We start from the raw sequence: 12,608 nt of genomic DNA on the forward strand, positions 1-12,608 counted from the left end.
CGACTGATTTGCTCAATTAAAGGAATTCGAGCGGGATGCAAGGAAATCTGACAAAAATACTTGGTAAAAAATGCCGCAGCGGCAGCAGGGGCTTTATCATTTGTTAACGATGTCGGGGTCAGTTGGTAGGGCGCCGTCGGAAACCGGCAAGCGCGCAGGTGTCGGGTCGGTTGTGTGCAAATGAAGGAAGGGCTGTCGAACTGGTCGAAGTATTGCTGGATGCTGTGACGCTGCTGTTGCTTCTCGGGCTGGTCGCGGGGCCGGTCTGGATTTGCGTCAAGCAGCCCGGCTTTCCGTCCGGGTTCACCTGGAGCTTCGTGGTCGTCGTCGGTCTGACCATCCTGTTTTCGTGGTGGCGCGACTACGCGCTTGATCTGGAGTTGCTTGCAATGGGTGTGGATCTTGACGGTTTCACGACCGATGAGCGGATGCGCGGTGTTGCGCCACATTTGCGGGACCAGGCCGAGCGCATGGTCTTTTCCCCCGAACGATTGGGCGTCGGCTGGCCGATAAAGGCAGGGTTCGCCCTGTTCGTTTCAGTCCCCTACGCGATGGCGGTCTGTTGCATCATCTGGCTGCTGCGGGCGATGCGCAGGTGGGGCCGCGGGGCCGGGTAGGCACAAAAAAAACCGCGCCCGAAGGCGCGGCTCTTTGAAGCGGTGTTTCGCCGTTCTCAGCCCTGGCGAGCTTTGAACTTGCGCTGCGTCTTGTTGATAACGTAGACGCGGCCTTTGCGACGCACAACACGGCAGTCGCGGTGCCGATTCTTGAGCGAGCGGAGCGAGTTCTTGACCTTCATGGTCTGTCTCCAATCTGCGGCGCCTTCATCAAGGACGTGGCCAGCGCCTGGGTTACTCGGGTGTCCCGGATCTCCGGAACAGTGAAATCATGGTGGGCGGTACAAGGATCGAACTTGTGACCCCTTCGATGTCAACGAAGTGCTCTACCGCTGAGCTAACCGCCCACTTTCCCTTTGCGTGATCAGCCCCATAACGAAATGGGGCGCGGAACCCCGCGCCGGTGGAGGGGTCTATAAAAGGAGTCGCAAAAGGGTTCAAGGGGTTTGGCAGAACTATTTTCCGGTCTATGTTGATTGCGAAGATGGAGGGATCATGCAGAACGCAGCCTTTGTATTGGATATGCCGGAAAACCGCAGTTCATGCGTGGTTTTTTCATCTCCGCATAGCGGGCGGAATTATCCCGAAGCGTTTCTGAAGCGGTCCGTTCTGAACCAAAGTGTGATTCGATCCTCGGAAGACGCATTTGTCGATCAATTGTTTGCGGCAGCAGCCGAGAATGGCGCGCCTTTGATCAAAGCGACCATGCCGCGCGCCTATCTGGACCTGAATCGCAGTCTGGACGAACTGGACCCGGCGTTGATCAGCGGTGCCCGCAGGCATGGGCACAACCCCAGGGTCGCATCAGGGCTGGGTGTGATTCCCCGCGTTGTGGCCAATGGACGAGCAATCTACAGCGGCAAGCTGACCATGGACGAGGCGCGGCTGCGTATCGACACCTACTGGCGACCCTATCATGCACGGTTGAAATCCCTTCTGGCCGAATCACATGAGAAATTCGGCCAGGCCATACTGGTGGATTGCCACTCGATGCCGCATGAGGCGGTCGCCATGGCCGGTACGATCCGAAACAAACGGCCCGAGATCGTGCTGGGTGATCGGTTCGGTGCTTCGGCCTCGCCCGAAATCGTGGACCTCATCGAATCGGCGTTTGCTGCGGCAGGTCTGAATGTGGTGCGCAATGCCCCGTTTGCCGGGGCCTATGTGACGCAGACTTACGGCCGACCCACCCGCCAGCAACACGCGATCCAGATTGAAATCGACCGGGCCTTGTACATGGACGAAGAAAAGATTGCGCCGAACGCCAATTTCATGACGTTTTCGAAACTCCTCCGACAGGTGGTGCGCGACATATCCAAAATCGGTTCAAAACCTCTCCGTCTGGCAGCGGAATGAAGCTAGCGCAAAGCGCGGCCCTTCACGATTGCTTCCGGGCCGAACCTCTGGCGGATTTGGTCGGTGGCGCGCTCGGCCTGTGATCTGCGGACCGCGTCGGGGTCAAGCAGGTCGCCGGAAATGTCGGCCTGATCCGCCGGGCACAAGTCAGACAGCCCACACCCCAACAGGCGGTACGGCCCCTGATCCCCCACCTGATCGAAAAGCCCTTTTGCGGTGCGATAAATCCTGTCCGCGATCTGCGTTGCGTCCCGCAATGACACGCGCCGCGTCAGAACTTTGTGGTTGGCTTTCTTCAGCTTCAGCGTAACGACCCGGCCAGCCAGATCCTTGGCCTTGGCCCGGTCCGAGACCTTCAGGGCCATGCGCCACAAATGTCCGTCCAGAACGTCAATATTGGCGGTGTCCTCGAAAAACGTGGTCTCATTGCTGATGGATTTCATCGGCTCATGGGCTGAAACGCGCCGTTTGTCCTGACCCCGTGCCAAATGCCACAGGCGATACCCCATCGAGCCGAAACGCGCAGTCAGAGCCTCCTGATCCCAACGCAGCAAGTCGTTGAAGGTTCGAATCCCCGCACGGTCCAGCGATTCCTGCGCGGCGGGGCCAATCCCCCAGATCAACCGTACGGGTTTGTCATTCAGAAACTCTGCCGTCTCGGCCTTGCCAATCACCGAAAACCCGCGGGGCTTGTCGAGATCCGAGGCAACCTTGGCCAGAAACTTGTTGTGACTCAGCCCGATGGATCCGGTCACACCCAGTTCATCTTTCATGCGTTTGACGAGGCGCGCCAACATGGCGGCCGGGGGGGCTCCGTGCAGGCGTTCGGTGCCGGACAGGTCCATGAAAGCTTCGTCCAGGGACAGGGGTTCGACTACCGGTGTCAGTTCGTCCATCATGGCGCGGATGTCCCGTGACACCTGGGCATACACGGACATGCGTGGTTTGATCACGACGGCATCGGGGCATAATTGCAGGGCTTTGAACATGGGCATGGCGGATCGCACACCGCGAATTCGGGCCACGTAGCATGCCGTGGAAACGACGCCGCGTTTGCCGCCGCCGATGATGACAGGCTTGTCTGCCAGTTCCGGATTGTCCCGCTTTTCCACCGAAGCATAAAAAGCATCGCAATCCATATGAGCGATGGACAGGTCAAAGAGTTCGGGATGAGACTTTATCCTGGGGCTGCCGCAGGCCGTGCAGCGCCGTTCGTTTGTCAAATGGGTCAGGCAATCTCGGCAAAGACCGGGCATCTGCGTCCTCGTGTGTTCCGCAGTTGTCTTGGGGGTCCTTTATATCATCCAGTGATATCGATCAAAGATCATTCAGAGAAAAGAACCCCCCGCGCTTCGCGGGGGGGAAGTAACGAACCTCAGGAAGAATAGGTTCGTTGGGGAGTAAATCCCCTTAAGAATCGCCAAGATTTTCGGGCTGAGATAGGGTAAAGCGCGCTTTTGAAAAACTCGCTTTTTGAATGTGTGTTTTCTGGCACAGGGACGATTTGGCGCGGATCCGCGAAAAATTGACGTAAGGTCAAGCTGTTGTGGCGGTATTTCAGCATGAATCCCTGCTGAAACGATGACCCTGCTAATCACGTTTTCAGAGAATTTAGCTCGGTCAAAACGGCTGCGGCCGCGGATTTCGGATCTTCGGCCTGATAAATGGGGCGGCCAACTACGATGTGATCCGCTCCGTCCTGGATGGCGCTGGCCGGTGTGGCCACACGTTTTTGATCGCCCAGGGCCGCGCCTGCCGGACGCACGCCGGGGGTTACGATCAGTCGGCCCGTCGCCTGGGGCAGGGCGCGGATCAGGGCGGCCTCCTGCGGGCTGGCGATCACGCCGTCGGCCCCGGCCTCGAAGGCGTGGGCGGCGCGTTCCACCACCATGTCCTGAACGTCACCGGCCTTCATCATGCCGGCATCCAGATCGTCGCGGTTCAGCGAGGTCAGGATGGTCACCGCCAGGATCTTCAGATCCTTGCCTGCTGCGCCTTCCTTGGCAGCACGCACCACATGCGGGTCGCCATGCACGGTCAGGAAATCCAGATCGAACTGCGCCAGCCCCCGCACTGCGTTTTCCACCGTGTTGCCGATGTCGAACAGCTTCATGTCCAGAAAGATGCGCTTGCCGTGTTCCTGCTTGAGTTCATTGGCCAGTGCCAGCCCGCCGCCTGTCAGCATGCCCAGGCCGATTTTGTAGAACGAAACGGCGTCGCCCAGCGTCTCAGCCAGCTTCAGCCCTTCCAGTGCGTTGGGGACGTCGAGGGCGACGATCAGGCGGTCATCGGCGGTTTGGGGCATTGGTTCGACCTTTCAGGCTTGACGGGATCGGCGCTTCTGTAGAGCGTGTGGCGCATTGAGACAAGAAAAGACGCAGGAAAATACGGGATGATACGGTTGGGTGTGGTGGCCTCGGCGGCTGTTTTGGCCGGGGCGGGCGCGGTCTGGGCCGGTGAAACGGATTGCGGCGAGGCCCGACTGGTCTGGGCGGACGTCAAGGACAGCGGGTCGGCGACGGCCATCGAGAGGTTTGCACAGATCTACGCCGATTGCCCGATCTATTCGCAGCTGGCGCGCGACCTGCTGGTGGGGTTGACCGGCGAGGCCCCTGCGCCTGCAAAGGCCGACGCCCCCAAGGAACCACAACGGCGCCTGCGGGTCTCCGACCTGCGCCCCCGGCCGGAACCCGCCCCCGATGATCTGCCGCAAGAACCCGACTTTTCGGACGGAGAGTATGACTGCCTGACGGCTGCCGCCGCCCCGGGCCAGTCGCCTTACTTCGACGGGGTGAAATGGGCCGACATGGACGCCGAGAATGCGATGGCGATCTGCGCCGATCTGCTGTTGAAAGACCAGGATGGCGATGCCGAGGTCGTGGCCGCGTTCGGCCGGGCTCTGATGAAGGGTGGCAAGCTGGAAATGGCGCTCGAGTTTTCGGAGCTGGCCGCGATGGAGGGCAGCGGGCTGGCGATGAACACGCTCGCCTCGCTCTATAATGATGGCGAGATCGTTCCCGAGGACGCCGAGACCGCGTTTGCCTGGTACATGGCCGCTGCCGAAACCGGTCTGCCGATGGGGATGCACAACGTCGCGTATGGCTACGAAAACGGGAAAGGTGTTGCGCCCGACATCGACAAGGCGCTGTACTATTATCAAAAGGCCGCGTTCTTCGGATATGAGCCGTCTCTGCTGCATCTAGGCGTAATCTATCGCGAAGGCACGCATGTCACGCGCGATATGCAGCGCGCGGTCGACTATCTGAAGATGGCGGCCCGAAACGGCAGCGCCGATGCCGCGGCGCGTCTGGGCTATATCTACGAGATCGGCGAGAACGGCTACTCCAAGGACATCGAACAGGCGCTGGATTATTATTTCCAGGCGGCCAAGCAGAACAATGTCGTGGCGCTGCACAATCTCGGGTCTTTGACCTATCACGGGCGGGACGGTGTGCCCCAGGACACGGAAGCGGCCCTGTTGTTCTGGGGCAGGGCCGCAAAGCTCGGCGATATGAAATCGCAGCGCAAATTCGGCCGGTTGCTCTATGAAACCGGCGATGTCGAAGAAGCGCGGAGGTTTCTTCGCCTCGCGGCCGAGCAGGGCGATGACGAGGCGCAACAACTGATCCGGCAGATCGAAGGCGATTGAGACCCGAGGCCGGGGGACATGGTTTCCCCGCACTGTCTCAACTGTGCTATGGTGCGGCCATTCTGAATCGGAATTGCACCAAGGGGACAGACCATGAAGCACCTCATTCCGCTGGCTGCGGCAGCGGCCATAGCGGCCTGCACCGACACGCCGCCGACCGCACCCGAGACCGGTGCCGCACCGGCCCCCACCAATGACGACCTTTACCTCGTAGGCGGTTATCGGTCCGAGGATGACTGGTGCCAGTTGACCGGCGAAACCGCCTTTACAGTCAATTTCCTTGACCACACCGCCGACCTTGTATCCTGCCCCACGGGCAGCGCCGCCGCGCAGTCGCTGGTCGAGACGAACGACGCCCAGCAGGTGGCCGAAACCGGCGGCTACACCGTCTATACGATTCCGCGTGGTTGAGGCGTTTTTTCACTCTCTAGCCTCTTGAAGCTGCGGAGAAGTTTCCCAGATTGAGGTCAAGGCCCGGACCACTGCGTGCTGCCAAGCGGGCGCAAATCCACCGGGCGCTTGGAAAAGGAGAATATCATGGACTTGAACAAGTTCACCGAACGGGCACGGGGGTTCGTGCAGGCGGCGCAGACCATTGCGCTGCGCGAGGGGCACCAGAGGCTGGAGCCCACACATATACTCAAGGCATTGATGGATGACGATCAGGGGCTGGCAAGCAATCTGATCACACGCGCGGGCGGCGCGCCGGACCGCGTGGTTGAGGCGCTCGATGCTGCAATGGGCAAGATCCCGAAAGTCAGCGGCGATGCGAGCCAGATTTACATGGACGGCCAGACTGCCAAGGTTTTGGACGAGGCCGAGAAGATCGCCACCAAAGCGGGCGACAGCTTTGTGCCTGTCGAACGCGTGTTGATGGCGCTGTGCATGGTCAAATCCAAAGCCAAAGAGGCGCTGGAAGCCGGTGCCGTGTCTGCGCAAAAACTCAACGAAGCCATCAACGACATCCGCAAAGGTCGCACTGCTGACACCGCAACGGCGGAAGAGGGCTATGATGCGCTCAAGAAATATGCCCGCGACCTGACCGAGGCTGCCCGCGAAGGCAAGATCGACCCGATCATCGGCCGCGACGAGGAAATCCGCCGCGCGATGCAGGTCCTGTCGCGCCGCACCAAGAACAACCCGGTTCTGATCGGTGAACCCGGCGTCGGTAAAACCGCGATTGCCGAGGGAATGGCCCTGCGCATCGTCAACGGCGACGTACCGGAATCGCTGAAGGACAAGAAGCTGCTTGCGCTCGACATGGGTGCGCTGATTGCCGGTGCGAAATACCGTGGTGAATTCGAAGAACGCCTAAAGGCCGTTCTGACCGAGGTCACCGAGGCCGCCGGTGAGATCATCCTGTTCATCGACGAGATGCACACGCTGGTTGGTGCGGGTAAATCCGACGGTGCCATGGATGCTGCCAACCTGATCAAGCCTGCGCTTGCTCGGGGTGAGCTGCATTGTATCGGCGCAACCACGTTGGACGAGTACCGCAAATACGTCGAAAAAGACGCGGCCCTTGCGCGCCGGTTCCAGCCGGTGATGGTTCAGGAACCGACGGTCGAGGACACGATCAGCATTCTGCGCGGTATCAAAGAGAAGTACGAGCTGCACCACGGAGTCCGTATTTCGGATTCGGCGTTGGTATCGGCCGCGACCCTGTCGCATCGCTATATCACCGACCGGTTCCTGCCCGACAAGGCCATCGACCTTGTCGACGAGGCGGCCGCGCGTCTGCGCATGGAGGTGGACTCCAAGCCTGAAGAACTGGACCAGTTGGATCGTCAGATCCTTCAGATGCAGATCGAGGAAGAGGCGTTGAAGCGGGAAGACGATGCGGCATCGAAGGATCGCCTGGAAACCTTGCAGAAGGATCTTGCCGAACTTCAGGAAAAATCGGCCGAGATGACCGCGCAGTGGCAGGCCGAACGCGACAAGCTGGCGGGCGCGCGGGAGTTGAAGGAACAGCTCGACAAGGCGCGGGCTGATCTGGAAATCGCCAAGCGCGAAGGCAACCTCGCCAAGGCGGGTGAGCTGTCCTATGGCATCATCCCCGAGCTTGAGAAAAAGCTGTCCGAGGCCGAGAATGCCGAAAGCAACGCTATGATGGCCGAGGAAACGGTGCGTCCGGAACAGATCGCCAGCGTTGTCGAACGCTGGACGGGCATCCCGACCGCAAAAATGCTCGAAGGCGAGCGCGACAAGCTGCTGCGCATGGAAGAAGCGCTGCACGCCCGCGTGGTCGGCCAGGACGAGGCCGTTACAGCTGTGGCCAACGCCGTGCGCCGGGCCCGCGCCGGTCTGAATGATGAAGGGCGGCCGCTGGGTTCGTTCCTGTTCCTTGGGCCAACCGGTGTCGGTAAGACCGAGCTGACCAAAGCCGTCGCCGAATATCTGTTCGACGATGAAAACGCGATGGTGCGGATCGACATGTCGGAATTCATGGAGAAACACGCGGTTGCCCGTCTGATCGGTGCCCCTCCGGGTTATGTCGGCTATGACGAAGGCGGTGTGCTGACCGAAGCCGTGCGGCGCAGGCCCTATCAGGTCGTGCTGTTCGACGAGGTCGAAAAGGCGCACCCGGATGTGTTCAACGTGCTGTTGCAGGTTCTGGACGATGGCGTTCTGACCGATGGTCAGGGCCGCACCGTGGACTTCAAGCAGACGCTGATCATCCTGACGTCGAACCTCGGGTCTCAGGCGCTCAGCCAATTGCCTGAGGGTGCCGATAGTGCGCAGGCCAAGCATGACGTGATGGATGCCGTTCGAGCCCATTTCCGGCCCGAATTCCTGAACCGTCTGGACGAAACCATCATCTTCGACCGGCTGAAACGGTCGGATATGGCTGCGATTGTTGACATCCAGCTGGGTCGTCTTCTCAAACGCCTGGCCGCGCGCAAGATCGACTTGGTACTGGACGATGCCGCCAAGGAATGGCTGGCCAATGAAGGCTATGACCCGGTCTTCGGTGCCCGCCCGCTGAAACGCGTCATCCAGCGCGCCTTGCAGAACCCGTTGGCCGAAGCTCTGCTGGCCGGTGAGATCAAGGACGGCGAGACTGTTCCAGTGACCGCCGGGCCCGATGGCCTGATCATCGGTGACCGGTTGGGAACTTCAGAACGACCCCGCCCGGATGATGCCGTGGTGCATTGATCTGAAACCGTGAACTGAAAGGCCCGCCATAAAGGCGGGCCTTTTTCATGTCGGCTTTCCATAGCCTTTGTTCAGATAATCACTGAGGACCTTCATCCAGACCTGCGCTTTCTCCATTGGAAACTGGGCCGTGAACCTCAGCTTCACAATACAATTGTCCACGACGCCGACTGCCAGAAGTTCGGACAGGCCATCCGATGCCTTGGCCTCGGCCCGATACGGCAACACCTGCGACGGATCACGCAACTGATAGGCGTTGATTTCGCCAAGCTCGGCACCGCGCCGCGCAGCTATTGCAGCGATATCGCGTGCAGCTTGCCTGAAGCTTTCAAGGGCCATTTCGGATGAGACGTCCCTTTGTTGATGGTCATAGAAGAAAACCGTGATCTTGGAGGACGGGTCTGCGAAAGTGGCGGAATAGCCGAGGCCCGGATGGCTGTCTTCATAAACTTCCGACCCGATCTGGTTCAGATCGCTCAGGACCTGCGGCGCGCGCTCAAACAGCTTTTTGCACGATTGAACATCAGCCAATGCCGGTCCGCACAGCAAAGACAGAGAAACAACAAGTGGTCTGAGCAACATGGAGGCAGGGTGTCCCGAACAGATCAAGAATGCACGAAGTCTTGGTCTGCAACTGTGGCGGAGTTTTGGCCCTGCCGAAAAAATGGCCGGGCGGGCGTTGGTCAGCCGCCCGGGCATTCGTCAGATCAACGCAAAGATCCGGGCCGGCCCGCCGGTGCCCCCTTGGTGCTTGGGTGCGCCGATCACCAGCGTTGCACCCGACGCAGGCACGCGATCCAGCCCAGCCAGACATTCGATCCCGAACCGGCCTGACGGCAACCACGCGTAATGCGTCGCGAAATCTGCGGACATGCCGTGATCAAGAGACAGGGTATCGACGGCAATTGATCGCGCTCCGGTCTCTTCCATCAGCATCTGCGCGGCTTCAACGTGGAAGCCCGGGTAATGCTGCGCTTCGCCGTCGAAATTGCGGAACTCATCCGTGGCGGTTTTGCCTGCCCATCCGGAGTGCATCGCCACGCAGGCACCATCAGGGATATCGCCATTGGCCGCAATCCAGGCTTTCAGATCGTCCGGGGTGACGCGCGTGTCAGCATCCTCGGCCGCTCGGGCGGCGATGTCCACGACGCATAAGGGGGCGACCAGATCTGTGACGGGGATTTCATCAACCGACGTCCCATCCGCCGAGAAGTGAAGCGGCGCATCGATATGCGTGCCCGTATGTTCGTTGATTGACAGGTTGAACAGATTGAAGCCGTGATCAGCAAAGTTGAATGCTTGCTCGGCGGAAATGCCGGGTTCGCCGCCCCATGTCGGGAAATCCGGGCTCAGCGTATGGGTCATATCCTCGACACCGCCATGCCCGGCCGCCAATGCTGCCGGCGCGACGGCCCCGGTTGCGGCTGCTGCAACACCCGAAGCGGCGGCAGCTTTGAAGAACCCGCGACGAGACAGCATCTTGTCTTTGACGGCATTCATTACGCAGATATCACACATTTTTCTTCCTCCCATTGCGGCCAAAAGGCTGCAATCGCAGCCTTGCCTCGCGTTCGGCTTGGCGTGGCGCCCGTATGACAGAGTGCAGCCTTGCGCCCGCAGTTGTAAAGTTTTGTGCCCGTGTTCTGACGGTAATCCACGAAAACCGCGGTTTTCCGCCGGGCACCAAAAGTTCTCGGGTCTATGGTTTCCGGTGCTGAAAACGTTACTCGAATGCTCAGTCACATCGGAACGTTACAATCACGTCGCTCAATCGTTACGCCTGTTTCCGTGGCTCTGTGCTATCAGCGCACTACGTCACCACTGACTGTTGCACATGACGGAGACCCATATGGCGCATCGCTGGACCAACACTTTGACACATGCCGACGTCACCCCCCGGGCGGCGTTTCTCAACCGGAGGCAGGTTATGGCCGGGCTGGCAGGTGTCGGCCTGACTGCGATTGCCAAACCGGCGGCAGCACAGGATGGGTTGGAGCCGAACACGTGGGAAGAGATCACCACGTACAACAACTACTATGAGTTCGGGACCGGAAAAGATGACCCGGCGAAATATGCTCATACGCTGGTGACCGAACCCTGGAGCGTCACGATTGACGGTCTGGTCGACCGTCCCGGTGACTATGATTTTCAGGCCATCCTGTCCGAGATGACGATAGAGAAGCGGATATACCGCTTCCGCTGTGTTGAGGCTTGGTCGATGGTAATTCCGTGGAACGGATTTGAGCTGGCCGACCTTCTCAATATGGCGGGCGTGCAAGACGGTGCGAAATATGTTGCTTTTGAGACGGCCTATCGCCCGGACGAGATGCCGGGAACGCGGTATCCCGTTCTTGATTGGCCGTACCGAGAGGGCCTGCGCCTGGACGAGGCGATGCACCCTCTGACGATCATGGCAACCGGAATTTACGACCGCCCGATTCCCAACCAGAACGGTGCGCCTTTGCGTCTGGTCGTTCCTTGGAAATACGGCTTCAAATCGATCAAGTCGATCGTTCGGATCACGCTCACCAAGGATGAACCGCCCACCAGCTGGAACATGTCCAATCCACGCGAATACGGGTTCTACAGCAATGTGAATCCCAACGTGGACCATCCACGCTGGTCTCAGGCTTCCGAACGCGAGATCGGGGGCGGGCTTTTCGCGTCACGTAAGCCGACCCTGATGTTCAACGGCTATGAACAAGAGGTCGCCAGTCTTTACGAGGGCATGGATCTGGCCAAGAACTATTAGAATCATGCAGTCGATTAACCAGACACTCCGCCGTATTCCGGTATGGGCGATATATCTGCTGGGGGCGTTGCCCGCGCCCTGGCTGTTTTATCTTGGCCTGACCGGTGGTCTGGGGGTCGAACCGATTGAGGCGTTGGAGCACAGATATGGGGAACTGGCCCTTCAGTTGCTGATTGCCGGTCTGGCGGTCACACCCCTGCGCCGGCATGTCGGTCTCAACCTGATAAAGTTTCGCCGAGCGATCGGGGTGCTCACGTTTGTATACGTCGCGTTGCATCTTCTAGTGTGGCTGGTTCTGGATGTGCAGCTTCCCAGCCAGATCTGGGCGGATATCCTGAAACGCCCATACATAACGGTCGGCATGACGGCGTTCCTTCTTCTGCTTCCGCTGGCGTTGACTTCCAACAACTGGTCCGTGCGCCGACTGGGACCGCGCTGGCGCAAGCTGCACCGTCTTGTATACGCGGCAGCACTGTTGGGGGCGATGCATTACCTCTTGCTGGCAAAAGGATTTCAGATCAAGCCGCTTGTTTACCTGGCTACCATCATCGCCCTGCTTGCCCTGCGCCTGCCGACTCCCAACCTGTCTTTGTGGTCCAACAGGGCCGATTCCGCCTGACTCGGAGGTGAGTCTGTGGGTAATCATGTGCATAACGCGCTGAGCCGGGAATTCTGACCTGCCTTTACATGGTTGGCGGCGGCAGCACGCTTGATTGACTTGAGTTAAGTATCTGTAATTATTTTATAAATGAACTTTTCAAGAATTTCTTCTGTTTTTGTGTATTTTCCACTTGCGGGTTTTGTTGGTTATACTTAGAACCCCCTTCACCGGCGCTGCTGAGGCGGTGCTGATGGGTCGGATAGCTGGCCTGACGGACTGGAAAGACGGTTGAGACGCTCGGGAGAGGCCGGGGGCATCTGAGGTTAGGATTTAGGCGGGCGCGCTGAGGGATTGGCGCAACGGTCTGGTTTTTGGCTCTGGGTGTTATGCTCTTTGACATTGATGGATAACTGAAGAGATATGTGGGCGGTTTGGTTCGTTTCGACGGATTGAATGTCTGTATATCGCGCTCTTAGG

At 59.3% G+C, this 12,608-nt stretch carries 12 protein-coding genes and 1 tRNA gene; 7 read left to right on the plus strand and 6 right to left on the minus strand.

The window, feature by feature from the left end; genetic code table 11:
- Positions 1–170 precede the first annotated feature (170 nt).
- Positions 171–617: a hypothetical protein gene (locus ACR0DJ_RS16745; RefSeq protein ID WP_480685721.1), complete on the plus strand. Its 447-nt coding sequence runs from the start codon at positions 171–173 to the stop codon at positions 615–617.
- Between the two features lie 56 nt (positions 618–673).
- Here the strand turns inward: ACR0DJ_RS16745 and ykgO are convergent, their stop codons facing one another.
- Positions 674–799, minus strand: coding sequence for a type B 50S ribosomal protein L36 (ykgO, locus tag ACR0DJ_RS16750; protein ID WP_005648635.1), 126 nt, complete (start codon positions 797–799; stop codon positions 674–676).
- A 90-nt stretch (positions 800–889) separates the two neighbouring features.
- Positions 890–964 (minus strand) — tRNA-Val (locus tag ACR0DJ_RS16755).
- A gap of 148 nt (positions 965–1,112) precedes the next feature.
- Between ACR0DJ_RS16755 and ACR0DJ_RS16760 the strand changes: the two genes are divergently transcribed.
- Positions 1,113–1,973, plus strand: coding sequence for an N-formylglutamate amidohydrolase (locus ACR0DJ_RS16760; RefSeq protein ID WP_170347375.1), 861 nt, complete (start codon positions 1,113–1,115; stop codon positions 1,971–1,973).
- 2 nt (positions 1,974–1,975) lie between these two features.
- On the opposite strand, the gene ACR0DJ_RS16765 is transcribed toward ACR0DJ_RS16760, so the two are convergent.
- Positions 1,976–3,229 (minus strand): DNA polymerase IV, encoded by a 1,254-nt coding sequence (locus ACR0DJ_RS16765; protein WP_170347374.1) that lies wholly within the window; start codon positions 3,227–3,229, stop codon positions 1,976–1,978.
- A 338-nt stretch (positions 3,230–3,567) separates the two neighbouring features.
- Positions 3,568–4,278, minus strand: coding sequence for an orotidine-5'-phosphate decarboxylase (gene pyrF / locus ACR0DJ_RS16770; RefSeq protein WP_170347373.1), 711 nt, complete (start codon positions 4,276–4,278; stop codon positions 3,568–3,570).
- A gap of 87 nt (positions 4,279–4,365) precedes the next feature.
- Between pyrF and ACR0DJ_RS16775 the strand changes: the two genes are divergently transcribed.
- The 3 genes from ACR0DJ_RS16775 (at position 4,366) to clpB (ending at position 8,778) form a co-directional block, all read left to right on the plus strand.
- A complete protein-coding gene (locus tag ACR0DJ_RS16775) occupies positions 4,366–5,622 on the plus strand; it encodes a tetratricopeptide repeat protein (RefSeq protein ID WP_480685723.1) in 1,257 nt (418 codons plus the stop codon).
- Positions 5,623–5,715: 93 nt separating this feature from the next.
- The gene (locus tag ACR0DJ_RS16780) at positions 5,716–6,033 is read left to right on the plus strand and encodes a hypothetical protein (protein WP_170347371.1); all 318 of its coding nucleotides are present in this window, start codon (positions 5,716–5,718) and stop codon (positions 6,031–6,033) included.
- Between the two features lie 126 nt (positions 6,034–6,159).
- Positions 6,160–8,778: an ATP-dependent chaperone ClpB gene (clpB, locus tag ACR0DJ_RS16785; RefSeq protein ID WP_480685725.1), complete on the plus strand. Its 2,619-nt coding sequence runs from the start codon at positions 6,160–6,162 to the stop codon at positions 8,776–8,778.
- 45 nt (positions 8,779–8,823) lie between these two features.
- On the opposite strand, the gene ACR0DJ_RS16790 is transcribed toward clpB, so the two are convergent.
- Complete coding sequence (locus ACR0DJ_RS16790) at positions 8,824–9,360, minus strand: hypothetical protein (protein WP_480686301.1); 537 nt, start codon at positions 9,358–9,360, stop codon at positions 8,824–8,826.
- 120 nt (positions 9,361–9,480) lie between these two features.
- Positions 9,481–10,296 (minus strand): cyclase family protein, encoded by an 816-nt coding sequence (locus ACR0DJ_RS16795; RefSeq protein WP_171364160.1) that lies wholly within the window; start codon positions 10,294–10,296, stop codon positions 9,481–9,483.
- 331 nt (positions 10,297–10,627) lie between these two features.
- On the opposite strand from ACR0DJ_RS16795, the gene msrP reads away from it, so the two are divergent.
- Together msrP and msrQ are read left to right on the plus strand one after the other, a co-directional pair.
- A complete protein-coding gene (msrP, locus tag ACR0DJ_RS16800; protein ID WP_480685737.1) occupies positions 10,628–11,530 on the plus strand; it encodes a protein-methionine-sulfoxide reductase catalytic subunit MsrP in 903 nt (300 codons plus the stop codon).
- Between the two features lie 4 nt (positions 11,531–11,534).
- Entirely contained in the window at positions 11,535–12,149 is a 615-nt protein-coding gene (gene msrQ / locus ACR0DJ_RS16805; RefSeq protein WP_425079318.1) for a protein-methionine-sulfoxide reductase heme-binding subunit MsrQ, read from the plus strand.
- The last annotated feature ends 459 nt before the right edge of the window (positions 12,150–12,608 follow it).

Source organism: Ruegeria sp. BF10 (assembly GCF_056538725.1).